Genomic DNA, 24329 nt, shown 5'->3' with positions numbered 1-24329 from the left:
GGGCAGGGCAGCGGCCGCCGTCCATGGGGCGTCTCGCGAAAGCGCGCAAAAGGGAACCCACGCGAAAGCCCGCAAAACAGAAAGGGCGGCGGGTTTCCCCGCCGCCCCCTTTGCTGGACCAACCGGCCCGTTCTTGTCCCGAAGGATCAGAACGAGAGGGTGGTGCCGACCGTCAGAGCCTGCATGGTCCGGTTGCCGCCGGCGGCCACGCTGCCGACGCTGCTGCCGGGCCAGCCGCGGAAGCGCTGGTACTCGTAGCTGATGTAGCCCAGCAGGCCCGGGGCGATCGTGTAGCTGGCGCCCACGCCGACATGGGTGTGGCGCATGTCACGCACGGTGGCCGCGGCGGTCGGACGGCGGCCGTCCTGGAAGCCCTGGCCGAAGTTCGCCGTGATGGTCACCGGGCTGAAGGTGTAGGACGCGCCCAGCAGGTAGTGCCAGCTCATGTCCGCACCACGCGCGGTCGGCGCGGTGCCGACCGAGGCGCCACGGTAGTTACCGAACACGTACTCACCACCGAAGGTGAAGCCCTGGAAGCTGGCCGTCAGACCCGCGCCGTAGGAGGTGATCGTGTTGCGGGCACCGGCGTTGACCAGGCTCGCGGCGGCGCGCTGGTTCGCACCGGACTCGGCATGCGTCATCGCGAAGCCGGCGGCGACGCCCACGCCCGAGAAGTTGCCACGGTAGCGGATCGCGGCCGTGATCTCGTTCTGGCGGCCCTGACGGTCGCGGTCGATCAGACCCGTCGTCGTGCCGTTGTTGTTGCGGGGGCCTTCGTTGCCGTTGACCGCGTAGGACACGCCGAAGTCAAAGCCGGCGAACTGCGGCGACATGTAGGTGATCTTCGTGATGTCGGAGCCGTCGGTGAGGCCCGAGTTCACGTAGTTGAAGCCACCCGGACGCGCCACGTACCACGACGGACGGTAGAAGGCGGGGTAGCGGGGCGGACGCACCTGCATCACGAACGCGGCGGCGTCGGTGTCACCGAAGCGAACCGTGCCGAGCGTGGGCGAGCTGACGAACAGCCAGGTCTCGTCGGTGTCGACGGCGGTCTGGCCCGAGCCCGGGATGTTGTCGTTCTGGAACTCGATGCGCGCACCGTAGGTGATGCCGCCGGCCGTCTTGCCGCTGACCAGCACGTGGACTTCCATGTCGGAGCGGAAGTCGGAGGTGCGCGGACGGCGCGCCGTCGGGCTGAAGGTCTGCGTCCCACGGTCCGCGGTGTCGCTCAGGAACGTGTAGGAGAAGTCCATGTAGCCGCCGATACGCACGGTCGGGGCTTCCTGAGCCGACGCACCCGTGCTCAGCAGCGCGGCACCGACCACAGCGGTCGTGCCAAGCAGAAGCTTGCGCATATTATCCCTCCTTGGTGCCAGGTTGCCCCGGCGGTTCACTGGTTCGTCCGCCGCCCGCCGCCCCCCCACGGAGATCATGCGCTTGGTACCGGCCTCACCTGCGAGCGGACTATGGTTCAGGCGGTTACTCCGGGGCAACCTACTGAATGCGCCCGGCGCGACTTCCGCGAGACACTGTGGCGCGAATAACACACACCCCCATCAGCCCAGCCCGTCAATGGCCGCGAAGCCCGCCGTCGGCACCCGCCTCGCGTTGCGCCGCGTCATGCCGCCCAGCGCCAGCACCGGCCGCCCGGCCCGCGCGGCCAGGGCGGCGAAGCGCCACACGCCCAGGGATGGCGCGCCCGGGTGGCTGCGCGTGGGAAAGACGGGTGAGAGCAGCACGAAATCCGCCGCGAGCCGCCGCCCCCGCGCCAGCCCCGGCCGCCCATGCGCGGCCACCGACAGCGCGGCCCAGGGCGCGCCGGCCCGCCGCGCGGCCAGGAAGGGCAGCAGGTGCCGGGCGGGCCGGCGGTCGGGCAGGTGCAGCCCGGCGCGCAGCCGCAACGCCACCCTGCCCTCGCCCGATACCAGCAGCACGAGCCCCCGCGCCCGGCACAGCCGCGCCAGTCCCGGCAGAAGGCCCGGCGCCACATCCCGCGCCAGCACGCCCGAACCAGGCGGCAGGCGCGCGGCCGCCGCCCGCGGGTCCGGCAGGCGGGCGGGGTCGGACAGAAGCAGCCTGGCGGGCGGCTGCCCCCGGCGCGGCGCGTGCCGTATAAAGGTCATGCCATGAGCATCGCAGAGAGCCTCGCCCAGGTCAGGGCCCGAATCGCCGAAGCCAGCATCGCCGCGGGGCGTGGCCCCGATGCCGTGTCGCTGGTCGCCGTCTCCAAGACCCACCCGGGGGAAGCGGTGGTGGAGGCGCTGGCGGCGGGCCAGCTCCTCTTCGGGGAGAATCGGGTGCAGGAGGCGGCGGAGAAGTTCCCCCCCCTGCGCGCCGCCCATCCCGGGCTGCGCCTGCACATCATCGGCGCGCTGCAGACCAACAAGGCGCGGGACGCGGTGCGGATCGCCGACATGATCGAGAGCCTGGACCGCCCGAAGCTGGCTGTCGCGCTGATGGACGCCATGGCGAAGGAAGGCCGCCGCCCCGACGTGCTGGTGCAGGTGAATGTGGGCGAGGAGGCGCAGAAGGCCGGCATCCCGCGCGCCGAGGCGGCCGATTTCCTGCGCGCCTGCCGCGAGGAATGGAACCTGCCCGTGCGCGGCCTGATGTGCATCCCCCCCGCCGAGGGCGACCCGCGCCCGCATTTCGCCTGGCTGGCCGGCCTGGCCGCGCGGGAGGGCCTGCCCATCCTCTCCATGGGCATGAGCGGGGATTTCGAGGCCGCCATCGCCGAAGGCGCCACCCATGTCCGCGTCGGCAGCGCGATCTTCGGGGCGCGCGGCTGACTGGGTTTTTGAGCGACCGATTCACCGCTCCGGCACCCGCCTCCGCGGATCAGGCGCTTGGCCGCGACTGATTCACCGCTCCGGCTCCCGCCTCCACGGATCAGGCGCTTGGCCGCGACTGATTCACCGCTCCGGCATCCGCCTCCGCGGATCAGGCGCTTGGCCGCGACTGATTCACCGCTCCGGGTGCCGCCTCCGCGGATCAGGCGCTAGCTGGACTCACCGAATCGGGCATAGGCCGCGGCGGCGCGCGCGGCGGCCGAGCCGGGCGCGGGCATGTTCGGGTCCGGCCGCCCCGCCCATGTGGCGCTGAGCCGTTCCATCGGGCGGGTGGCTTCGAAGGCCGCCCCCACCGCCGCCGTTATCATGCCGATGGGCCCGAAGGCCGCGCCGCCCAGCACGCGCATGACGGGATGGATCTCCGCCCCCGTCACCGCCCGGTAGATCATGCCCACCCCGGGCAGATGGTGCAGCGGGTTCAGCCCCTGGAGAAATTGCCGGAAGGTCATCTCGCCGGGGATGGGGGCGTATTCGTCCGGGCCGAGCGGCGGGCCGCCATCGGCGGGCGCGGCCGTGCCGGCGGGGGGTTCGGCCGCAGGCGGCGTGGCGGCGGGTGCGGTTGGGGCCGGAGACGCGGCCGCAGGCGGGGACGCGGCGGCCGGCGCCACGGCGGGCGCCGCCGGTGTCGGCGGGGATGCGGCCTGCGCCGGGGCCTGCGGTGCCGCCGGGGGCGGCACGGGCGGCCGCGCCGGCGGGGTCCAGGACGGCGTGGTGCGAATGATTTGCGCCGGGCTGTTGCGGAAGATCTGCGGCTCCAGCCGGGCGCGGAACATCCCCCCCGGCTCGGCGGGGCGCAGGATTTGCGCGCCATGGGTGGTCATGGGCGCGCGGGCGGGGATGGGCTGCGTCATGCGGGGGCCTTTCGGTCTGCGCGCCGCACCACGCAACCGGCGTGCCAGCCCACCGCCACCCGGGGGCGGCCATTCCCGCCGGGCATGCAGGGAGTGCTTGCATCCGGGCGCAAACAGGACAACATCCGTCCGGAAAGCAGCGCGCAGGCCGCGAGGCCCATGCCGCGTCACCAGAAAGAGAGCGCCAGGGACATCATGTTCATCGAGACCGAAAGCACCCCCAACCCCGCCACGCTGAAGTTCCTGCCCGGGCGCGACGTCATGGGCAGCGCGGGCACGGCCGATTTCGTGGCGGGCGAGGATGCCTCGCGCTCGCCGCTCGCCGCGCGTCTCTTCGCGCTGGACGGCGTGGCCCGCGTGTTCCTGGGTGCGGACTTCATCACCATCACCAAGACCGACGCGACGGAATGGCAGGCGCTGCGCCCGCAGATCCTGGGCGCGGTGATGGAGCACATGCTGGCCGGCCTGCCCGTGCTGGACGGCCTGGGCGAGGACGCGGACGAAGATTTCGACCCGGCCGATTCCGACGCCGTGGCGCAGATCAAGGAACTGCTCGACCAGCGCGTGCGCCCGGCCGTGGCCGGGGATGGCGGCGACATCGTCTTCCGCGGCTTCCGCGACGGTGTGGTGAAGCTGAAGATGCAGGGTGCGTGCTCGGGCTGCCCCTCCTCGCGCGCCACGCTCAAGCACGGCGTGGAGAACATGCTGCGCCACTACATCCCCGAGGTGCTGGCCGTGGAACAGGTCGAGGCCTGAGGTGAATTTCGGACGCGTGCTGCAGGCGCTGTTGCGGGGTGCCGCCCCGCCGCGCCGCCGTGCCGCGCGCCCCGGCGCCTTCGGACTGACCCAGACGCAGACGCGGCAGATCGGCCGCGCGCTGGGCACGCTGGCCGCCGCGGCGGCCGCGGCCATGGCGGGCAAGGGCGGCGCTGCCCCCGCCCCCGCCCCACGCGCGCCGGCCAGGACCCGCGCCACGGCCGGTGAGCCACCCCGCCCCGCCGCGCCCGCCCGCCGCGTGCCCGAGACAGCGCCCGCCGCCAGGCCGGAACCCGTGCCCGAAGTGCGCGTCGAAAGCGCCGAGGCCCGGCTGATGCTCCGCGCCATGATCGCCGCCGCCAAGGCCGATGGCGTGGTGGACCGTGACGAGCGCGCCGCCATCCTGGAACAGCTCAACGCCGGCGGCTTCACCGACCAGGAGCGCGACGCCCTGCTGGCCGATTTCGATCGCCCCGCCACCCCGCAGGAGCTGGGCCGCGCCGTGCGCGACCCCATGCTGGCCGCCCAGGTCTATGCCGCCGCCGTCTTCGCCGCCGCCGACATGACGGAACCCGAGCGCGCCTGGCTTGACCAGTTGGGCACGGCCCTCAAACTGGACGCGACGGCCCGCCAGGCGATCGAGGCGCGGCTGCACAGCATGTGACGCCGCCCGCGCGCGGCGCGGGAGAAACTGCCATGTTCAGCCTGAACGCCGACCAGGAGAAGCTGCGCGCCGCCGCGCGCGAGATGGCGCAGGAAGCCGCGGCCCAGGCCGCCGAGACCGACCGCAGCACCCACTATCCCTGGCCGATGGTCCGCCGCATGACCGAGGGCGGCTTCATGGGCCTGACCATCCCGCGCGAATGGGGCGGGCGTGGCGGGTCCTACCTGGATGCCGTGCTGGTGGTGGAGGAATTCGCCAAGGCCTGCGCCGTCTGCGGCCGCATCGCCGTCGAGGCGAACATGGGCGCGATCGGCGCCATCATGGCCTATGGCACCGAGGCGCAGAAGAAGATCGCGGCCGAACTCGTGCTGGCCGGCGACAAGCCCGCCATCTGCATCACCGAGCCCGAGGCCGGTTCCGCCGCCTCCGAGATGACGACCACCGCCGTCAAGCGCGGCGACCGCTGGATCATCAACGGGGTGAAGCACTGGATCACGGGCGGCGGCGTGTCGAAGCTGCACCTGATCTTCGCCCGCGCCATCGAGAATGGGGAGGAACAGGGGATCGGCGGCTTCCTGATCGTCCGCAATGGCGAGAACGACCCCGCGAACCTGGTGGTGGCGCGGCGCATCCCCTCCATGGGCCTCTGCGGCATGCCGGAGGCGGAGCTGCATTTCCGCGACCTGGAAGTGCCCGATTCGATGGTGCTGCGCGCGCCCGATGCAAAAGGAGGGGGCGGCTTCAAGCGCGGCTTCGGCAAGCTGATGGACGCCTATAACGGCCAGCGGGTGGGCGCGGCGACGGCCGCACTCGGCATCGCGGCGGGCGCCTATGACCATGCCCTGGCCTTTGCCCAGAAGCGCCAGCAATTCGGCCGGCCCATCGCGGAGTTCCAGGGCCTGGGCTGGATGCTGGCGGACATGTCCATCAAGCTGGAGGCCAGCCGCGCCCTGATCTGGCAGGCGGCGGCCAGCGCCGGGCCCAATGGCTTCCCCGACCGCCTGATGGCGGCCCGCGCCAAGGTCCTGGCCGCCGACAGCGCCGTCGAGGTCACGAACATGGCGCTGCAGGTCTGGGGCGCGGCCGGCTATTCCCGCGACAACCCGATGGAACGCGCGGTGCGCGATGCGCGGATGTTCCCCATCGCCGGCGGCACGGCGCAGATCCTGCGCAACCAGGTGGCCGAGCAGATCCTGGGCCGCAAGCTGCCGCAGACGCGGGACGGGATGCTGAAGCTGGCCATGGTTGAGGGGGCGAAGCTGGCGGCCGAATAAGGCCGCCGCCTTACCATCTTACGATCTTACCATCTTACCCGCTGGCGCCGGACAGGCGTCAGTGGATGGTGAAGACCCCGTTGGCGTAGCGCAGCTGCGCGGGCTCGATCAAGGCGGCACTTGCCACGCGGACCGAATGCAGCGGGCCTTCGATCTCGCGCCGCCAGAAATCGAGGAAACGGGTCAGTTCCGGGAATTCCGGCGCACGGTCCGTCTTCTGCCAGATGAAGGTCTGGAGCACATGCGGGTGGTCGGGCATGTGGTAGAGGATCTCGGCGGTGGTGACCCGCCAGTCGGGGATCTTCACCATGGGAACCAACGCGTCGAGCATGCACAGGCCTCCATCAGAAGCGACTGATTCACAGCTCCGGCGGTTTCGCCATCGCGGATCAGGCGCAAGGGGGACGGACCCGCAAGGCCGGCGCTTTCACTCCCGGCCGACCCTCTCCGGGGCCGTCCATGACCGGAGCGTGACATGGGGCGCGCGACGATTTCCAGAAAAATCACGCGCGGACAATGCATTAGCACTATCACACCGAGAGTGCTGCCATCTCCCTTGACGTGGTGCGTGGTGGCTTCTAGATCGTTGGCACTCCTCGCCGGAGACTGCTAACGCAGGGCCAAGGCCCCGGATGCAGCCTTTGAAGCGAGGAGGTTCCACATGCCTGAGACCATCAGGAGAGAGAACCGCCATGAAGTTCCGCCCCTTGCACGACCGCGTCCTCGTCCGCCGCATCACGGCCCAGGAGAAGACCGCGGGTGGCATCATCATCCCCGACACCGCCCAGGAGAAGCCGCAGGAAGGCGAAGTCCTCGCGGTTGGCGCCGGCACCATCAACGAGAAGGGCGAGGTCCGTCCGCTCGACGTGAAGGCCGGTGACCGCATCCTGTTCGGCAAGTGGTCGGGCACCGAGGTCAAGATCGACGGCGAAGAGCTGCTGATCATGAAGGAATCCGACGTGATGGGCATCGTCGAGAACGCGACGCCCGCGGCGAAGGCGGCCTGAGGGTTTCCAACCCTCGCCTTCCTTCCCCCAACCAACGAATGAGGTAATTCACATGGCTGCGAAAGACGTGAAGTTCGGCGCGAATGCGCGCGACAAGATGCTCCGTGGCGTCGACATCCTGGCCGATGCGGTCAAGGTCACGCTGGGCCCGAAGGGCCGCAACGTGGTCCTCGACAAGTCCTTCGGCGCGCCCCGCATCACCAAGGACGGTGTGACGGTCGCCAAGGAAATCGAGCTGGCCGACAAGTTCGAGAACATGGGCGCCCAGATGGTGCGCGAAGTGGCCTCGAAGACCAACGACACCGCGGGCGACGGCACCACCACCGCCACCGTGCTGGCCCAGGCCCTCATCCGTGAGGGTGCGAAGGCCGTGGCCGCCGGCATGAACCCGATGGACCTGAAGCGCGGCATGGACAAGGCCGTTCTCCAGATCGTCGCCGAGCTGGAAGCCAAGACCAAGAAGATCACGACCTCGGCCGAAGTGGCGCAGGTCGGCACGCTCTCCGCCAATGGCGAGACCGAGATCGGCGAGATGATCGCCCAGGCGATGGAGAAGGTCGGCAACGAGGGTGTCATCACCGTCGAGGAAGCCAAGTCCATCCAGACCGAGCTCGACGTCGTCGAGGGCATGCAGTTCGACCGCGGCTATGTCTCCCCGTACTTCATCACGAATGCGGAGAAGATGATCGCAGAGCTGGACCAGCCCTACATCCTCATCTTCGAGAAGAAGCTGTCGCAGCTGCAGCCGATGCTGCCCCTGCTCGAAGCCGTGGTGCAGAGCGGCCGTCCGCTTGTCATCATCGCCGAGGACGTGGAGGGCGAGGCCCTGGCGACGCTCGTGGTCAACAAGCTGCGTGGCGGCCTGAAGATCGCGGCCGTGAAGGCGCCTGGCTTCGGTGATCGCCGCAAGGCGATGCTGGAGGACATCGCGATCCTGACCGGTGGCCAGCTGATCTCCGAGGACCTCGGCATCAAGCTCGAGACCGTCACGCTGCAGATGCTTGGCAAGGCCAAGACCATCCGCATCGAGAAGGAGAACACCACGATCGTGGACGGTGCCGGCTCGAAGGACGAGATCACGGGCCGCTGCGAGCAGATCAAGGCGCAGATCGAGGAGACCACCTCGGACTACGACCGCGAGAAGCTGCAGGAGCGCCTGGCGAAGCTCGCCGGTGGCGTGGCCGTCATCCGCGTCGGTGGCAGCACCGAGGTCGAGGTGAAGGAGCGCAAGGACCGCGTGGACGACGCGCTGCACGCGACGCGCGCCGCCGTCCAGGAAGGCATCGTGCCGGGTGGTGGCACCGCGCTGCTGCGCGCCAGCACCAACCTGCACACGCTGAAGGGCCTGAACAACGACGAGCAGGTCGGCATCGAGATCGTCCGCAAGGCGATCCAGGTGCCCGCGAAGCAGATCGCGACCAACGCCGGCAAGGACGGCGCGGTCGTGGCCGGCGAGACGCTGCGCAACGACACCTGGGAGTTCGGCTACGACGCCCAGAAGGACGAGTACAAGAACCTGGTGGAAGCCGGCATCATCGACCCGACCAAGGTCGTGCGCACGGCGCTGCAGGATGCGGCCTCGGTCGCCTCGCTGCTGATCACCACGGAAGCCATGGTGGCCGAGCGTCCCGAGAAGAAGTCGGCCCCGGCCGGCGGCCCCGGCGGCGGCATGGGCGACATGGACTTCTGAGGTCCGGATCGGGCGGGGGCTTCGGCCCCCCTCGGCGAGAGGGGCGGTCCCGCAGGGGGCCGCCCTTTTCGTTCTGGACCTGTCATTCATTTAAGGCGGCCTCCCCCAATGGCCGCGGCCATGTGCAAGGAAGATTTCACGATCCGGCGATTACCTAGCAGCGCGCGGAGCTGCCGCGTGGACTGAAGGAACCGCCGTGATGCTGACCAACCTTTCCGTCGCCAACAAGCTACGCCTGGGCATTGGCGGTCTATTGGCGCTGCTGCTGCTGCTGGCCGCCGGCGCGATGCTGGCCATCAACCGCATGGACGCTGCCTCCCGCCAGGTCGCCACGGTCTGGCTGCCGTCCTTGGATGTGGCCAGCGAGCTGAACGACCTGGCCCTGACCCTGCGCCGACGCGAGTTGACCCTGGCTGTCGTGACGGACCCGGCGCGCGTCGCGGTCGTCGTGGAGTCCATGCGGACCCTGCCCGAACGGCTGAACGCCGCGCTCAACCAGTACCGGCCACTCATGGTCCTCCCCGAGGAGCATCGCATCATCCGGGAGTTTGAGGTCGCGCTGCGCGCCCATCTCGCGCTGAACCAGCGCCTGATGCAGGCGCATGCGGCGGGTAACATCGAGCAGGTGCGGGCCCTGGCGGGCGAAGGCGGGCCCGGCATCAACACCATCACTTCCCTCCTGGACGGGCTGCGAACCCTGAATTCGAACGAGGCACGGCGGGCCGGGACCCAGGTCGAAGCGGCGGGCCGGTTCGGCGGAATCCTCATCATCGCGCTGGGCTTGATCGCCCTGCTGGTCGGCATCGTCATCGCGGTCTACCTCACCCGCAGCATCACCGGCCGCCTGCTGAACCTGTCGGGTGCGATGGAGAAGCTCGCCAAGCGCGACTACGCCTTCAGCCTGAAGGAGACCGCCGACAAGGACGAGCTGGGCGCCATGGCCCGCGCCGTCGAGACCTGCCGCGGCGGGCTGCAGGAGGCCGACCGCCTGGCCGCCGAGCAGGTCCAGGCCGCCGAGCGCCGCGCCGCCCGCGCCGCCCGCGTGGATGGGCTGGTGAAGGAGTTCGAGGCGGAGGCGGCCGATGTGCTGCGCGCCGTCAGCAGCGCCGCCACCGAGCTTTCCGCCACCGCGAACGGCATGACCGCCACGGCCGAGGAAGGCAGCCGCCAGGCCACCACCGTGGCCAGCGCCTCGCAACAGACCAGCGGCAATGTGCAGACCGTGGCAGCCTCGACCGAGGAACTGTCCAGCTCCATCGCCGAGGTGGCGCGCCAGGTGCGCGAGACGGCCTCCATCACCACCCGCGCGGCGGAGACGGCGCGGCAGACCGATGGCACCGTCCGCAGCCTGGCGGATGCGGCGAACCGCATCGGCGACGTGGTGCGCCTGATCAGCGACATCGCGGGCCAGACCAACCTGCTGGCGCTGAACGCGACGATCGAGGCGGCCCGCGCGGGCGAGGCCGGCAAGGGCTTCGCCGTGGTGGCCAGCGAGGTGAAGAGCCTGGCCGCCCAGACCGCCAAGGCCACGGAGGAGATCGCGGCGCAGATCACCGCCATGCAGACCGAGACGCAGCGTTCGGTCGAGGCCATCGCCGCCATCGGCAAGACGGTGGAGGAGCTTAACGCCACCACCGCCCAGGTCGCGGCCGCGTCGGAGGAGCAGGCGGCCGCCACGCGCGAGATCGGCCGGGCCGTGGCCGAGGCGGCGCAGGGTGCCGAGGAGACCTCCCGCAGCGCCGCCAATGTGAAGGAGGGTGCCGAGCGCACCGGCCTCGCCGCGCAGGACCTGAAGGGCGCCTCATCCGAGCTGGCCCAGCAGTCCGAGCGGATGCGCGGCCAGGTGGACCGCTTCCTGGCCGATATCCGCGCGGCCTGACGGGTGGGGCGCGCACCCGCGCCCCCCGATTGACCCGCCCCGCCGCCAATCAACGCGGCGGGACAAGCCTTCGGAATTCCGGGCCATGGGGCCCGGTTTCCTTTGACAGGGGACGGCATATCTGCGCCTATCCCTGGGCGCTTCCAGTGCTTGCCAATCGCCTTGCCGTGCCCGCCCACCGATGCTCCCAGGAGTGCCGCCGGACGTTCCCCACGTGAAGTCCGGTGAGCCTGAAGCGCCCGGGATGGGATACTCCCCTCCCGGATTGCTACTCAGGAGAATCACGATGGCCCAGGGCACCGTGAAATGGTTCAACGCCACCAAGGGCTACGGCTTCATTGCCCCGGCCGGCGGCGGCCAGGATATTTTCGTCCACATCACCGCCGTGCAGGCCGCTGGCCTCCAGGGTCTGAAGGACGGTCAGTCCATCGGCTTTGACGCCGTCGAGGAGCGCGGCCGGGTTTCGGCTGTCAACCTCAAGGTCGGCTGACAAAGCCCGGTCGGCTTCGGCCGGCCATGGCAGCGAGGGGCGGCGGGACATCCCGCCGCCCCTTTTGCGTTTTGGGCCCTTTTGCATTTTAGGTGGGGCCGGCGCAGGCTTGGCGCCATGTTCACCCTGACCGAACTCGAAGCCGCCGAGGCGCTGATCCGGCGCCATTTCCCCGCCACCCCGCAATTTGCCTGGCCGCTGCTGGCGGCCCGCACCGGCTGCGAGGTCTGGGTGAAGCACGAGAACCACACCCCCACCGGCGCCTTCAAGGTCCGCGGCGGCATCGTGTATTTCGACGGGCTGCGCTCCAGGGGCGTGGTGTCCGCCACGCGCGGCAATCACGGGCAGTCGCTGGCCTATGCGGGGGCGAAGGCGGGCATTCCCGTCACCATCGTGGTGCCGCATGGCAACAGCGTGGAGAAGAACGCGGCCATGCGGGCGCAGGGTGCGAGGCTGATCGAGCATGGCGCGGATTTCGACGCGGCGCGCGCCTTCGCCGCCGCCCATGCGGCGGAACACGGGCTGGATTTCGCGCCCTCCTTCGCGCCGCCCCTGGTGAAGGGCGTGGCCACCTATGCGCTGGAATTGCTGCGGGCCGTGCCGGGGCTCGATGCGCTCTATGTGCCGGTGGGGCTTGGTTCGGGCATCTGCGGCTGCATCCTGGCGCGCGACCTGCTGGGCCTTTCCACCGAGGTCATTGGCGTGCAGAGCACGGGCGCCGACGCCTATGCCCAGAGCTTCGCGGCCGGCCGCGTGGTGGAGACGGCCCAGGCCGTCACCCGCGCCGACGGCATGGCCACCCGCATCCCCGACCCTGGCGCGCTGGAGATTATCCTGAAGGGCGCCGCGCGCATCGTGACCGTGACGGATGACGAGGTGCGCGACGCCATCCGCGCCTATTGGACCGACACGCACAACCTGGCCGAGGGCGCCGGCGCCGCGCCCCTGGCCGCGCTGATGCAGGAACGCACGCGCATGGCGGGCAAGCGGGTCGCCACCATCCTGTGCGGCGGCAACATTGATCTCGACCTGTTCCGGGAGTGGGTGCTGTGATCCTGAACCATGTCCGCCCGCTGGGCGGGGCGCCGGCGGATGTGCATGTGGCCGAGAGCCGCATCACCGGCTTCACACCCAGCACCGCGCCCGGCCCCGCGCCCCTGCTGCTGCCCGGCTTGGTCGAGGGCCATTGCCACCTGGACAAGACGCTCTGGGGCCGCCCCTGGTGGGAGAACAATGTCGGCCCCCTGCTGACCGACCGCATCGAGAACGAGAAGCGCACCCGCCGCGCCATCGGCATGGAGGCGGCGCGCGAGGGCCGCGCACTGGCCGAGGCGCACCTCGCCGCCGGCACCACCCGCCTGCGCAGCCATGTGGATGTGGATGAGGAAAGCCGCCTCACCCATGTCGAGGCGCTGCTGGGACTGCGCGAGGCGATGCGCGACGTGCTGGACATCCAGCTCGTCGCCTTCCCGCAATCGGGCATCCTGCGCACGCCGGGCGTCGAGGAATGGCTGGACGAGGCGCTGCGGCTGGGCTGCGACGCGGTGGGGGGGCTGGATCCCTCGCTCATTGACCGCGACCCGGTGCGGCACCTGGACATCGTCTTCCGCCTCGCGGAGCGTCACGGCAAGCCCGTGGACATCCATCTGCACGAGGCCGGCGAACTCGGCGCCTTCAGCATGGAGCTGATCGCGGAGCGCACGCGGGCGCTGGGCATGGCGGGCCGCGTGGTCATCAGCCACGGCTTCGCGCTGGGTGATGTGGCGGCGGCGCGGGCCGATGCGCTGCTGGGGAAGCTGGCGGAGGCGGGGGTGGCGCTCTGCACCTCCGCACCCCCCTCGCGCGCCGTGCCGCCCCTACGCCGCGCGCGGGAGCTGGGCGTCACCCTCTTCGCCGGCAACGACAATATCCGCGACACCTGGAGCCCCTACAACGCCCCAGACATGCTGGCCCGCGCCGCCATGGTCGGGCTGAAATACGAGCTGCGGCGCGATGCGGAGCTGGAATGGGCGCTGGACGCCGTGACCACCCTGGCCGCGCGTGGCTGCGGCTTTGCGGATTACGGGCTGGGCGTCGGCGCGCGGGCGGACCTGGTGGTGGTGGAAGCCGCCTCCCTGGCCGAGGCGGTGGTCCAACGCAAAGCGCCCGCCCTGGTGGTCTCGGGCGGGCGCGTCGTGGCGCGAAACGGGGTGCTGGAGGGATAGCCCTCCAGCGTCTCAGTGCTTCACGTCAGCCCAGACCTTGCGCTTGGTGGCATAGACCAGCCCGCCCAGGATCGCCAGGAAGATCAGCACCTTCACGCCCATCTGGCGCCGGCGCTCCATCTCGGGCTCGGCCGCCCAGGCGAGGAAGGTGGTCACGTCGCGCGACATCTGCTCGACGGTGGCTTCCGTGCCATCCGCGAATTCCAGCTGGCCCGGGTTGAGCACATTGGGCATCGCGATCTGGTTGCCGGCGAACCAGGCATTGTAGTTCATGCCGGGCATCACCTCGACGCCGGCCGGCGGGTCCACATAGCCGGTCAGCAGGGCGTGGATGTAGTTCGCCCCGCCGGCGCGCGCCTTGGTGATGACCGAGAGGTCCACCGGATAGGCGCCGTTGTTGGCGACGCGCGCGGCCTGCTCATTGGGGAAGGGGCGGCGGAAGCGGTCCGAGAGGCGGCCGGGCCGCTCGAACATCTCGCCATCCTCGTTCGGGCCGTCCGTGATCTGGTATTCGGCCGCGATGGCGCGCACCTGCTCGTCGGTCAGGCCGATATCGAGCAGGTTGCGGTAGGAGAGCAGCCGCATGCTGTGGCAGGCGGAACAGACCTCCTTGTAGACCTGGAAGCCGCGCTGCAGCGCGCCACGGTCGAAGGTGCCGAACAGCCCGGCGAAGCCGAAGCGGGCGTCGGGCGGCGGCGGCGCCTCGGCCGCCAGCACGGGGCTGGCGAACGAGAGCGAGAGGGCGACGGCGAGAGCCTTCACGATACGCATGGGATCAGGCCTTCTCCATCGGCTGGGCGGTGGCAGCGCCCGGGACGGGACCGCCACCGAGCTGCGCCTTGGGGCCGAGCACCGCGCGGGCGATGCTCTCGGGCAGCGGCAGGGGCCGTTCCAGGCGCCCCAGCGCCGGCAGCACCACCAGGAAGTACGCGAAGTAGATCATCGTGCCGATCTGGGCGATGAGGACGTAGTGCCCCTCGGCCGGCTTGGCGCCCACCCAGGTCAGCACCATGAAGTTCACGGTCCAGAGCAGGAAGGCGATGCGCGCGATCGGGCGGAACCGCATGGAGCGCACCTTGGAGGTGTCGAGCCAGGGCAGCACGAACAGCACCGCGATGGCGCCGAACATCAGGATCACGCCGCCGAGCTTGTCCGGCACCGCGCGCAGGATGGCGTAGAACGGCAGGAAGTACCATTCCGGCACGATGTGCGCGGGCGTCACCAGCGGGTTGGCCGGGATGTAGTTGTCAGCATGGCCCAGGTAGTTCGGCATGAAGAAGATCAGGAAGGCGAAGACCGCCAGGTAGACCACGATGCCGACGCTGTCCTTGGCCGTGTAGTACGGGTGGAAGGGCAGCGTGTCCTGCGGGCCCTTGGGCTCGATGCCCAGCGGGTTGTTGGAGCCCGTGATGTGCAGCGCGGCCACGTGCAGGAAGACCACGCCCGTGATCACGAAGGGCAGCAGGAAGTGCAGGCTGAAGAAGCGGTTGAGCGTCGGGTTGTCCACGCTGAAGCCGCCCCACAGGTAGGTGACGATCTCCGGCCCGATCAGCGGGATGGCGCTGAACAGGTTGGTGATGACGGTGGCACCCCAGAAGGACATCTGGCCCCAGGGGAGCACGTAGCCCATGAAGGCGGTGGCCATCATCAGCAGGAAGATGATCACGCCCAGGATCCAGAGCAGTTCCCGCGGCGCCTTGTAGGAGCCGTAGTACATGCCGCGCCAGATGTGGATGAACACCACCGCGAAGAACAGGTGGGCGCCGTTCATATGAGCATAGCGGATCAGCCAGCCGAAATGCACGTCGCGCATGATGCGCTCGACGCTCTCGAAGGCGTGATCCACATGGGCGGTGTAATGCATCGCCAAGAACACGCCCGTGGCGATCATGATCATCAGGTTGATCATGGCCAGCGCACCGAAGTTCCAGAAGTAATTGAAGTTACGGGGCGTGGGGAACGTCCCGTATTCCTTCTGGATCATGGTGAACACCGGCAGGCGCTGGTCAACCCAGCGCACCACGGGGTTCTTGAACGAACTGTCGTGCAGGCCGATGGCCATCTTGCTCGTCCTCTAATGGGGACGGACCGGGCGGAACGGGACCATACCCGCCGCCCAGGGGCCGTCAGCCGATGCGGATCGCGGTATCGGAGGTGAAGGTGTAGCTGGGAACTTCAAGGTTGGTGGGCGCAGGGCCGCGCCGAATCCTTCCCGAAGTGTCATAGTGGCTGCCGTGGCAGGGGCAGAACCAGCCGCCGAAATCGCCGCGCGCATCGGTCGGCCGCTGGCCGAGCGGCACGCAGCCGAGATGGGTGCAGATGCCCACCACCACCAGCCAGGGCGCCTGCTGCACGCGACTGTCGTCGGCGGCGGGGTCCTTCAGGCCGGACAGCGGCTCGGCGCGGGCGGCCTCGATCTCTGCCGCCGTGCGGTGGCGCACGAAGACGGGCTTGCCGCGCCACATCACGGTGACGGCCGAGCCTTCCGCGATGGGCGCCAGGTCCACATCGGTGCTGGCCAGCGCCAGCACGTCGCCGCCCGGGGCGAGGGAGGAAATGAACGGCCAGGCGAGCGCGCCGACGCCGACCACGGCAAAAGCTGTCGTGGTGAGCTTCAGGAAGTCACGCTTGGTGACGGCCTCGGCCGGAGCCCCCGCGGGGGAATGGGTCGTCGCACCGCTGGGTGCCGAAGTCTGTGCCATGACACTCCATCTCAACTCTGCGCCCCGCCTGGGCCGGATCGGCGGGCAGGGCCTTGCATGATGGGATTTGGCGGCCAAACCTTGGCGCGCAACCCCGACCTTCGCGTTGGGCTAATAGGCGCCCATCCCTGCCCTGTCCACCTCATCAGCCATGGGCAAGGCCGTGATTTGCAGGGTATTCATTCACAGACCATGACCATGAGCAGCCACGTGACCCACCCTTTCGCCGAACCGGCCCGCGCCTGGTTCGAAACCTTGCGGGACCGCATCTGTGCCGCCTTCGAGGCGATCGAGGATGAATTGGCCGAAGGGCCGCATGCCGGGCTGCCGGCGGGCCGCTTCACCTACACCCCCTGGCAGCGCGCGGAAGGGGGCGGCGGCACCATGGGGCTGATGCGCGGGCGCGTCTTCGAGAAGGTGGGCGTGAACATCTCGACCGTGCATGGCGAGTTCAGCCCCGAGTTCCGCAAGCAGATTCCCGGCGCGGAGGAGGACCCGCGCTTCCTCGCCACCGGCATCTCGCTGGTGGCGCATCCGCGTTCGCCCCGCGCGGCCACGGCGCACATGAACACGCGCTTCATCTGCACCACCAAGGCCTGGTTCGGCGGCGGCGGCGACATCACGCCCATGGACAAGGAAAGCGCCGAAAGCCTGGAAGACGCGGCCTTCTTCCACGCCGCCTACCAGCGCGCCTGCGACAAGCACGACCCGACCTACTACCCGCGCTTCAAGCAATGGTGCGAGGAGTACTTCTTCCTGCCGCACCGGGGCGAGACGCGCGGCCTGGGCGGCATCTTCTACGACTGGCTGGGCGACCGCACGCCGGGCAAGGGCATCGAGGCGGACTTCGCCTTCACCAAGGATGTGGGCCTCGCCTTCCTGGAATCCTATCCGGCCATCGTCCGCCGGCGCATGCACGAGAGCTGGACGGAGGCCGAGCGCCAGCACCAGCTGCTGCGCCGCGGCCGTTACGTGGAATTCAACCTGTTGCATGACCGCGGCACCATCTTCGGCCTCAAGACGGGCGGGAATGTGGAGGCGATCCTGATGTCCCTGCCGCCGGAGGCGGCTTGGTAACGCCCACGCCGGAGGCGGCCTGGTAGCGCCTACGCCGGAGGCGGCGTGGTGACGCCTACGCCGGAGGCGGCGTGGTGAATCACCCGCGCCCGCGCATGTAGCGGCGTTCGGGGCGATAGCCGAACCAGCGGGAAAGACGACGGATCAGGGCTTGGAACATGGCGGGGGCTCGGGCGCGCATGGCCCCTCATGGGCCAGGGATGAGGCCGCTTCGGGCCGTCTCAATGGCATTCCTATGGCACCAAAAGATGAACGGCGGATTGCCGGAGTGCGATCCATGTCCCATGTTTCTCCCATCAACTAGGGAGAAAACGCATGACAAGCATCATCCGCCCCGCGCGGCGCGCCCTGCTCGCGGCCGGCCTTCTCAGCCCCCTGGCCGCCCCGGCGCTGGCGCAGTCGCCCTGGCCCAACCGCCCCGTCCGCGTGATCGTGCCCTGGCCGCCGGGCGGCAGCACCGACGTGCTGGCGCGCATCGTGGCCGAGCGCATGCAGGCCATCACGGGCCAGCCCTTCGCCGTCGAGAACCGTTCGGGTGCGGCCGGCAACATCGGCGCCGACGCCATCGCGAAATCCACGCCCGATGGCTACACCATGGGCCCGCTGACGCTGACCGTCTGGGCCATCCACATGTTCCTGTATGACCGGATGCCCTTCAATCCGGACACGGAACTCCAGCCCATCTCGATGCATTGGGAACTGCCCAATGTCTTCGCCGTGCCCAGCGCGCATGTGCCGGCCCGCAACCCGCGCGAGTTCATCGAATGGGCGCGCGCGCGGCGGCAGGGCGTGGCCTATGGCTCGCCGGGGGTGGGCACCAGCCCGCACCTCTCGGGCGCGCTGTTTGCCAACCGCAACAACCTCGATGCCACGCATGTGCCCTTCCGGGGTGCCGCGCAGACCATCCCGGCCATGCTGCAGGGTGATGTGAACTTCGCCATCGACAACCTGGCCAGCTACGTGCCCGTCATCGCCGATGGCCGCATGCGCGCGCTGGCGGTGACGAGCGCCGAGCGCCATCCGGCCCTGCCCGACACCCCCACCATGGCCGAGGCGGGCATCGAGAACTTCACCGTCGCCTCCTGGTGCGCCTATGCCTTCCCGGCCGGCGTGCCCGCGCCCATCCTGCAGCGGGCCAACCAGCTCATGCAGGACATCCACAACGATCCCGCCATCCAGGAGCGCTTCATCCGCGCCGGCGGCCGCGCCATGGCCTCCACGCCCGACGGCGTGTGGGAACGCGCCCGGCGCGAGCGCCCGATGTGGGAGGAGATGGCCCGGATTACCGGCGCGCGCCTGGGGTAGTATAGGGGCGGGCATGTCCCGCTGGATGAACGCCCTTTTCGTGGACCACGCGGTGCTGCGCGTCGCGTGGCGCAATTGGGGGGTGGTGGAGAGCGGCCGGCTCTACCGGTCGAACCACCCCCTGCCCTGGCAGTTGGCGGCCGCCGCGCGGCGGCATGGCATCGCCAGCGTCATCAACCTGCGCGGCCACCGCGCCGCCTGTGGCTCCGACCATCTGAGCCGGGAGGCGGCGCCGGCGCTGGGCCTCGTCCATGCCGACCAACCGCTGGAAAGCCGCGGCGCGCCGCACAAGGATAGGCTGCAAAGGCTGATCCACCTCTACCGCACCCTGCCCGAGCCCATCCTGATCCATTGCAAATCGGGCGCCGACCGCGCGGGGTTGGCGGCGGGCGTGTGGCGGCTGCTGCAGGGGCATGGGGCGGCGCGGGCGGCGGCGGAGCTTTCGCTGCGGCACGGCCATTTCGCGGCGGCCAAGACCGGCATCCTGGACGAATTCTTCGCGGAATACGCCAAGGCAGAGGCCCAGGGGCGCGATTTCGAGACCTGGCTCGCGCAGGATTACGACGAGGTGGCGCTGCGCGCCCGCTTCCGCCCGCGCGCCGTGGCGTCCTGGTTCACGGACAAGGTGCTGCGGCGGGAATAGAGCGGGATGCGTTGAGGTGGCATCACCGAAAACGCTGAATCCCGCTCTCGACAATGGCTGGAGCGGGCTGCGTGAACCCAGGTGCACGCAGCCCGCTCCAGGCCTCAGCGCCGCGCGAGAAGCACCAGCGCCAGGGCGCAGAGGGCTGCCGCCACGCCGAGACTGGCGGCGAAGCCAGCCTGGAACCCGCCCGGCACTTGCTCGAAGACCAGGGTGAGCAGCGAGGCCGCCATCACCACCCCCAGCGTGCGCGTCATCATCGCGAGGCTTCCCGCCACGCCCCGCTGCGCCCGCGGCAGGCTGCCGGTGACGATCTCGGCATGGGCGACCGTCAGCAAGCCCAGCCCTGCCCCGTGCAGCAGCAGCGCCGCCAGCATCCAGGGCAGCGGCGTGGCGGCACTCCAGAAGGCGATGGCAGCCAGCCCCAGCCCCGTGCAGCCCACCCCCAGCCGCACCAGCAGGGCGGCGGGAACGCGACCCGTGCCCCAGCCCGCCGCCAGCGAGGCCGCCATGCTGCCCGTGGCCGAGACCGCCAGCACCAGCCCGCCCCAGCCCGTCGGCAGCCCGGCCACGCCCACCAGGTGGTAGGGCACGAAGAGCAGCACGGCGAAGCCCGCCATATGCGCCAGCACCACGGCCGTGTTTAGCGCGGCGAAGCCCGGCAGGCGGAACACCGACAGGTCCAGCACCGGATGCGCCACGCGCCGGCTGCGCGCCAGGAAGCCCCAGCCGGCCAGCGCCGCGAGCAGCAGCAGGGCGGGGGCGAGACCCTGTTCCAGGTGCCGGGCCTGGTTCACCGCCAGCAGCAGCCCGCCGATGGCGGCGGCCAGCAGCACGGCGCCCAGCGCATCGAAGGGCTCGCGCCGCGCCGGCAAGGGCGCGCCGGGCAACCGCCAGGCCAGCAGCAGCGCCAGCAGCGAGAGCGGCGTGCGGAACCAGAACACGCCGGGCCAACCGAACGCCGCCACCAGCACGCCCCCCAGCAGCGGCCCCAGCACGGATCCGGCCGCGAACATCAGCCCGTAGAGGCCAAGCGCCCTGGGCCGCAGCGCCTCGGGCACCTGCGCCGTGACCAAGGCGGGCCCGCAGCTGATGACCAGCGCCGCCCCCACCCCCTGCAACACCCGGCAGGCCAGCAGCACCGGATAGCTCGGCGCCAGCGCGCAGAGCAGGCAGGCCACCGCGCTCACCACCAGCCCCGCGCGGAAGACGCGCGCATGACCCAGGATGTCGCCCAGCCGGCCGATGCCCAGCATCAGGCTGCCATAGGTGAGCACATAGCTGATGACGATCCACTGGATGCCCGGCAGGGCCAGGCCGAAATGCGCCGTGATGGCCGGGAAGGCGATGTTCAGCGCGCTGTCCAGCGGCACCACCAGGCTGCCGAAGCCCACCACGCCCATGCGCCAGAGCGCCAGGCGGTTCATCGTCTCTGGCCGCGCGGGCGCAAAGGGGCTGTCATGGCGCGATGGTAGAGGGAGTTTCCGGCATGAGCACATGGGGCGTGGATTCCGAGACGGGCGTGCTGCGCGACGTGCTGCTCTGCCCACCCGACAACTACGACTGGCTGCCGCTGAACGCGGTGGCGCGGGCGAACATCGCGAGCGGCGCGCGGCCCGACCCCCAGGCCGTGCGCCGCGAGTTCCGGGAGCTGGAGGATGCGCTGGAAGGGGCCGGCGTGCGACGCCATTACCTGACGCCCGAACCCCATCTGGGCTACCAGGTCTATGCGCGCGACAGCAGCCAGATGACGCCCTGGGGCCCCATGGTCACCCACATGTTCAAGCCGGAGCGCCAGGGCGAATACGCGCCGGTGATCCACTTCTACCAGGCGCTGGGCTGCCCCATCTGGCGCTATGCGAACCATGGCCATGTGGAGGGCGGCGACATCGCCATCATCCGCCCCGGGCTGCTGGCCATCGGCCACACCGGCACCCGCACGGACCTCGACGGCGCGCGGCAACTGGCCGGCTGGTTCGCGGCCGAGGGGTGGGAGGTGCGCCTCGTCCCGCTGGACGAGCATTTCCTGCACCTCGACGTGGTGTTCTGCATGGTGAACGACCGGCTGGCGGTGGGCTGCACCCAGGTGCTGGACCCCGATTTCGTGGCGTGGCTGTCGGGCCACGGCATCGCCCTGCTGGACACGAGCTACCGCGAGGTGATGGACCTCTCCTGCAACCTGCTGGCGCTGGGCAATGACCGGGTGATCTCGGCCCTGCACAGCGCGCGGCTGAACGCGGCGCTGCGGGCGGAGGGCATCACGGTGCTGGACCCTGATCTGCGCGTCATCACGCGCGGCGGTGGCGGCGCGCATTGCCTGACCATGCCCCTGCGGCGGGACGCCGCCCAAAAGAGCTTCGAAGGGACGCGCTCGGCGCCTGATCCGCGCAGGCGAAGCCGGAGCGGTGAATCAGTCGCGCGAACGCGACGCCTGATCCGCGCAGGCGAAGCCGGAGCGGTGAATCAGTCGCTCACATGGCGCGACTTGCCAGCCACGGCGCGATGGGCTTCAACCCGCGCCCCCTTTCGGAAGCCCGCCCCATGCGCCCGCGTCTTGGTCTCGACTTCGGCACCACCAACAGCGTCGCCGCCCTGCGCCACCCCGATGGACGCGTGGAGGTGCTGCGCCACCCGACCGGCGAGGTCTTCCGCTCCGTCCTCAGCTTCTGGCGCGGCGCGGGCGGGCGGCCCCTGCACGCGGCCGGGCCCGCGGCCATCGCGGCCTATCTGGAGGAGCCCTTCGAGAACCGGCTCATCATGTCCATGAAGAGCTACCTGGCCCAGGCCAGCTTCACCGAGACGCGCATCCTGGGCCGCGGCTATGACCTGCCCGCGCTGATTTCCCTGTTCCTGCGCGAATGGCTGGCGCCCTTCCGCGCGCATCTGGACGAGGCCGAGGTCATCGTGGGCCGCCCCGTGCGCTTCGTGGGCGAGCGCGCCGATGACGCGCTGGGCGAGGCCCGGCTGCGCGCGGCGCTCGCCCAGGCCGGGCTGCATGACGTGACGCTGGCGCTGGAACCCGCCGGCGCGGGCCAGCTTTTCGCGCGCGACCTGGATGGGCCCGCCACCGTGCTGGTGGCCGATTTCGGCGGCGGCACCAGTGACTTCTCGGTGCTGCGCTTCGCGCCCCACGAAGGCCGCGTCACGGCGCTGGGCCAATCGGGCGTGGGCATCGCGGGCGATGCGCTGGATTTCCGCATCATTGACCACGTGGTGTCGCCGCATCTGGGCAAGGGCGGCACCTATCGTGTGATGGGGGGCAACCCGCTGCCGGTGCCGCCCGCCTGGTATCTGGCCTTCGCGCGGTGGAACCAGTTGTCGCTGATGCGCGCGCCGCGCACCCTGCGCGACATCCGCGAGGTGGCCGCCACCGCCGAGGAGCCCGATGCCCTGCACCGCCTGCTGCGCTTCCTGGAGGAGGAGGCGGGCTATGCGCTGTATCGCGCCGTCTCGGGCGTGAAGGCCGCTCTATCGGGGGCGGAGGAGGCGCGGCTGCAATTCCACGAAGCCGGGCTGCACCTCGATGCGCCCATCACCCGCGCGGAGTTCGAGGGCTGGATCGCGCCCGAACTCGCGCGCATCGGCGCGGCGGTGGATGCGGCGCTGGTGGACGCCGGAATCGGCGCGGAGGATGTGGACCGGGTGTTCCTGACGGGCGGCACCTCGCTGGTGCCGGCGGTGCGGGCCATCTTCACGGAACGCTTCGGCGCGGCGCGCGTGGTGGCGGGTGGCGCCTTCGTCTCGGTGGCGGAGGGGTTGGCGCTGATGGAACCCGTTGGCAAGGCCGCCAGCCTGGCCTACAGCCCGGCGGCTGATTCACGCCTTCGGTGATTCCACCGAAGGCGATCAGACGCTAGACAGCCCGGCGGCTGATTCACGCCTTCGGTGATTCCACCGAAGGCGATCAGACGCTATGAGGTTCCACCATGTCCGACACCCCGACCCTCCCCGACCGTCTCTCCAGCGACCCCACCAGCCCCTTCTACAACGAGGAATTGCTGAAGCGCGGCGTGGGCATCCGCTTCAAGGGGCAGGAGAAGACCAATGTCGAGGAGTATTGCGTCTCCGAAGGCTGGGTGCGCGTCAGCATGGGCAAGAGCGTGGATCGCAAGGGCCGCCCGCTGACCCTGAAGCTGACCGGGCCGGTGGAGCCTTACCTGCATGAGGAGACGCCTGGGGGCTGAGCCCTAGCCGGCCGCCTTCAGCACCAGGATCCCGCCCACGATCATGCCGATGCCCAGCAGGCGCGGCAGGCTCACCGCATCTCCCAGGAAGGCCATGCCGATGATGGCCGTGCCCGTGGCGCCGATGCCGGTCCAGACCGCATAGGCCGTGCCGATCGGCAGCACCTTCAGCGCCACCGACAGCAGCCAGAAGCTCGCCACCATCGCGGACACGGTGAAGACCGACGGCCAGAGCCGCGTGAAGCCCACCGTGTATTTCAGCCCCACCGCCCAGGCGATCTCGAAGAGGCCCGCGGCGCCAAGGGTCAGCCAGGCCATGCCCATGCGTCGTCTCCGTTGCGGGGCGCAGCGGTAGGGGCGGGGCTGGGTCGGGTCAATATCGAAGCGCGGGATTCCACATCTTCGCCGCTGCCGCGCCTCGACGCATCCCGCTCAGGCGTTCAGCGGGATTTCCACCTCCAGCAGCGGCGCGTGCTGCTGGGCGCCATAGACGTCGGTGTCGCCGAAATCCCCGGCCGGCACCAGGCGCGGCAGCGTCGCCTTGAAGGCCAGCGCCGCGTCATAGGGGGTGAAGAGGACCTTCTCCTCCGGCACGCCGTAAAGGCGCGCGAAGAGCGCCGCGTTCAGCACCCCCGTGGCCTTCACCTGGCGATAGACGGCCGCATCCTCGAACAGCACGTCGATGGTGACGAGGAAGGGGCCGGCATTCTTGCTCTTGCAGACCTGCGCGATGTCGCGGATGCGTGGCATGTCG

At 70.2% G+C, this 24329-nt stretch carries 25 protein-coding genes and 1 pseudogene; 16 read left to right on the top strand and 10 right to left on the bottom strand.

Annotated features, from left to right (window positions below):
• Nucleotides 1-146 precede the first annotated feature (146 nt).
• Both GGQ83_RS05035 and GGQ83_RS05030 read right to left on the bottom strand, forming a co-directional pair.
• A complete protein-coding gene (locus GGQ83_RS05035; protein ID WP_184382505.1) occupies nucleotides 147-1355 on the bottom strand; it encodes a porin in 1209 nt (402 codons plus the stop codon).
• A 201-nt stretch (nucleotides 1356-1556) separates the two neighbouring features.
• Nucleotides 1557-2123: a thiamine phosphate synthase gene (locus tag GGQ83_RS05030; protein ID WP_184382503.1), complete on the bottom strand. Its 567-nt coding sequence runs from the start codon at nucleotides 2121-2123 to the stop codon at nucleotides 1557-1559.
• 3 nt (nucleotides 2124-2126) lie between these two features.
• Between GGQ83_RS05030 and GGQ83_RS05025 the strand changes: the two genes are divergently transcribed.
• Complete coding sequence (locus GGQ83_RS05025) at nucleotides 2127-2789, top strand: YggS family pyridoxal phosphate-dependent enzyme (protein ID WP_184382501.1); 663 nt, start codon at nucleotides 2127-2129, stop codon at nucleotides 2787-2789.
• 209 nt (nucleotides 2790-2998) lie between these two features.
• Here the strand turns inward: GGQ83_RS05025 and GGQ83_RS05020 are convergent, their stop codons facing one another.
• A complete protein-coding gene (locus GGQ83_RS05020; RefSeq protein WP_184382500.1) occupies nucleotides 2999-3700 on the bottom strand; it encodes a hypothetical protein in 702 nt (233 codons plus the stop codon).
• A gap of 195 nt (nucleotides 3701-3895) precedes the next feature.
• On the opposite strand from GGQ83_RS05020, the gene GGQ83_RS05015 reads away from it, so the two are divergent.
• Genes GGQ83_RS05015 through acdA form a run of 3 tightly spaced genes read left to right on the top strand, consistent with a single transcriptional unit; the run spans nucleotide 3896 to nucleotide 6394 of the window.
• Nucleotides 3896-4456: a NifU family protein gene (locus GGQ83_RS05015; RefSeq protein ID WP_184382497.1), complete on the top strand. Its 561-nt coding sequence runs from the start codon at nucleotides 3896-3898 to the stop codon at nucleotides 4454-4456.
• Between the two features lies 1 nt (nucleotide 4457).
• Nucleotides 4458-5120 carry a DUF533 domain-containing protein gene (locus tag GGQ83_RS05010; RefSeq protein WP_184382495.1) on the top strand — a complete coding sequence of 221 codons (663 nt, stop codon included), beginning with the start codon at nucleotides 4458-4460 and terminating at the stop codon, nucleotides 5118-5120.
• A 32-nt stretch (nucleotides 5121-5152) separates the two neighbouring features.
• On the top strand, nucleotides 5153-6394 hold the full coding sequence (gene acdA, locus GGQ83_RS05005) for a 3-sulfinopropanoyl-CoA desulfinase (protein ID WP_184382494.1): 1242 nt from the start codon (nucleotides 5153-5155) through the stop codon (nucleotides 6392-6394).
• Between the two features lie 58 nt (nucleotides 6395-6452).
• On the opposite strand, the gene GGQ83_RS05000 is transcribed toward acdA, so the two are convergent.
• The gene (locus GGQ83_RS05000) at nucleotides 6453-6725 is read right to left on the bottom strand and encodes an usg protein (RefSeq protein ID WP_184382492.1); all 273 of its coding nucleotides are present in this window, start codon (nucleotides 6723-6725) and stop codon (nucleotides 6453-6455) included.
• 361 nt (nucleotides 6726-7086) lie between these two features.
• On the opposite strand from GGQ83_RS05000, the gene groES reads away from it, so the two are divergent.
• The 6 genes from groES to GGQ83_RS04970 all read left to right on the top strand — a co-directional run bounded on the left by groES (nucleotide 7087) and on the right by GGQ83_RS04970 (nucleotide 13664).
• On the top strand, nucleotides 7087-7401 hold the full coding sequence (gene groES, locus GGQ83_RS04995) for a co-chaperone GroES (protein WP_184382490.1): 315 nt from the start codon (nucleotides 7087-7089) through the stop codon (nucleotides 7399-7401).
• A gap of 52 nt (nucleotides 7402-7453) precedes the next feature.
• Entirely contained in the window at nucleotides 7454-9091 is a 1638-nt protein-coding gene (groL, locus tag GGQ83_RS04990; protein WP_184382489.1) for a chaperonin GroEL, read from the top strand.
• A 199-nt stretch (nucleotides 9092-9290) separates the two neighbouring features.
• Nucleotides 9291-10970, top strand: a complete 1680-nt coding sequence (locus tag GGQ83_RS04985) for a methyl-accepting chemotaxis protein (RefSeq protein WP_184382487.1) — start codon at nucleotides 9291-9293, stop codon at nucleotides 10968-10970.
• A 286-nt stretch (nucleotides 10971-11256) separates the two neighbouring features.
• Entirely contained in the window at nucleotides 11257-11460 is a 204-nt protein-coding gene (locus GGQ83_RS04980) for a cold-shock protein (protein WP_184382485.1), read from the top strand.
• Nucleotides 11461-11577: 117 nt separating this feature from the next.
• Nucleotides 11578-12513 (top strand): threonine dehydratase, encoded by a 936-nt coding sequence (locus GGQ83_RS04975; RefSeq protein WP_184382484.1) that lies wholly within the window; start codon nucleotides 11578-11580, stop codon nucleotides 12511-12513.
• A complete protein-coding gene (locus GGQ83_RS04970; protein WP_311727254.1) occupies nucleotides 12510-13664 on the top strand; it encodes an amidohydrolase family protein in 1155 nt (384 codons plus the stop codon). Before GGQ83_RS04975 ends, GGQ83_RS04970 begins: the two co-directional genes overlap by 4 nt.
• A gap of 12 nt (nucleotides 13665-13676) precedes the next feature.
• Here the strand turns inward: GGQ83_RS04970 and GGQ83_RS04965 are convergent, their stop codons facing one another.
• The 3 genes from GGQ83_RS04965 to petA form a co-directional block, all read right to left on the bottom strand.
• On the bottom strand, nucleotides 13677-14435 hold the full coding sequence (locus tag GGQ83_RS04965; protein WP_184382481.1) for a cytochrome c1: 759 nt from the start codon (nucleotides 14433-14435) through the stop codon (nucleotides 13677-13679).
• 4 nt (nucleotides 14436-14439) lie between these two features.
• Nucleotides 14440-15726: a cytochrome b gene (locus tag GGQ83_RS04960; protein ID WP_184382479.1), complete on the bottom strand. Its 1287-nt coding sequence runs from the start codon at nucleotides 15724-15726 to the stop codon at nucleotides 14440-14442.
• A 64-nt stretch (nucleotides 15727-15790) separates the two neighbouring features.
• Nucleotides 15791-16366, bottom strand: coding sequence for a ubiquinol-cytochrome c reductase iron-sulfur subunit (gene petA / locus GGQ83_RS04955; RefSeq protein WP_184382478.1), 576 nt, complete (start codon nucleotides 16364-16366; stop codon nucleotides 15791-15793).
• Nucleotides 16367-16564: 198 nt separating this feature from the next.
• Between petA and hemF the strand changes: the two genes are divergently transcribed.
• The 3 genes from hemF (at nucleotide 16565) to GGQ83_RS04940 (ending at nucleotide 19391) form a co-directional block, all read left to right on the top strand.
• A complete protein-coding gene (hemF, locus tag GGQ83_RS04950) occupies nucleotides 16565-17443 on the top strand; it encodes an oxygen-dependent coproporphyrinogen oxidase (RefSeq protein ID WP_375781505.1) in 879 nt (292 codons plus the stop codon).
• 315 nt (nucleotides 17444-17758) lie between these two features.
• The gene (locus GGQ83_RS04945; protein ID WP_184382476.1) at nucleotides 17759-18748 is read left to right on the top strand and encodes a Bug family tripartite tricarboxylate transporter substrate binding protein; all 990 of its coding nucleotides are present in this window, start codon (nucleotides 17759-17761) and stop codon (nucleotides 18746-18748) included.
• A gap of 25 nt (nucleotides 18749-18773) precedes the next feature.
• Nucleotides 18774-19391 carry a protein-tyrosine phosphatase family protein gene (locus GGQ83_RS04940; protein ID WP_242535005.1) on the top strand — a complete coding sequence of 206 codons (618 nt, stop codon included), beginning with the start codon at nucleotides 18774-18776 and terminating at the stop codon, nucleotides 19389-19391.
• Between the two features lie 104 nt (nucleotides 19392-19495).
• Here GGQ83_RS04940 and GGQ83_RS04935 read toward each other — a convergent pair whose 3' ends face one another.
• Nucleotides 19496-20818, bottom strand: coding sequence for an MFS transporter (locus GGQ83_RS04935; protein ID WP_184382470.1), 1323 nt, complete (start codon nucleotides 20816-20818; stop codon nucleotides 19496-19498).
• A gap of 41 nt (nucleotides 20819-20859) precedes the next feature.
• Here GGQ83_RS04935 and GGQ83_RS04930 point away from each other — a divergent pair.
• From GGQ83_RS04930 to GGQ83_RS04920, 3 genes and pseudogenes are all read left to right on the top strand, one after another.
• A pseudogene (locus GGQ83_RS04930) lies at nucleotides 20860-21717 on the top strand (dimethylarginine dimethylaminohydrolase family protein); the annotation flags it as partial.
• A 176-nt stretch (nucleotides 21718-21893) separates the two neighbouring features.
• Complete coding sequence (locus tag GGQ83_RS04925; RefSeq protein WP_260170365.1) at nucleotides 21894-23222, top strand: Hsp70 family protein; 1329 nt, start codon at nucleotides 21894-21896, stop codon at nucleotides 23220-23222.
• Between the two features lie 95 nt (nucleotides 23223-23317).
• A complete protein-coding gene (locus GGQ83_RS04920) occupies nucleotides 23318-23575 on the top strand; it encodes a DUF3297 family protein (protein WP_184382469.1) in 258 nt (85 codons plus the stop codon).
• A gap of 3 nt (nucleotides 23576-23578) precedes the next feature.
• Here GGQ83_RS04920 and GGQ83_RS04915 read toward each other — a convergent pair whose 3' ends face one another.
• Both GGQ83_RS04915 and GGQ83_RS04910 read right to left on the bottom strand, forming a co-directional pair.
• Nucleotides 23579-23893: a DMT family transporter gene (locus tag GGQ83_RS04915; protein WP_184382467.1), complete on the bottom strand. Its 315-nt coding sequence runs from the start codon at nucleotides 23891-23893 to the stop codon at nucleotides 23579-23581.
• A 114-nt stretch (nucleotides 23894-24007) separates the two neighbouring features.
• Nucleotides 24008-24325: a DUF4387 domain-containing protein gene (locus GGQ83_RS04910; RefSeq protein WP_184382466.1), complete on the bottom strand. Its 318-nt coding sequence runs from the start codon at nucleotides 24323-24325 to the stop codon at nucleotides 24008-24010.
• Nucleotides 24326-24329: the final 4 nt, after the last annotated feature.

The organism is Roseococcus suduntuyensis (assembly GCF_014196305.1).
Taxonomy (GTDB): domain Bacteria; phylum Pseudomonadota; class Alphaproteobacteria; order Acetobacterales; family Acetobacteraceae; genus Roseococcus; species Roseococcus suduntuyensis.
The sequence above is the reverse complement of the archived record's forward strand: the minus strand, read 5'-3'. Positions and strand labels throughout refer to the sequence as shown.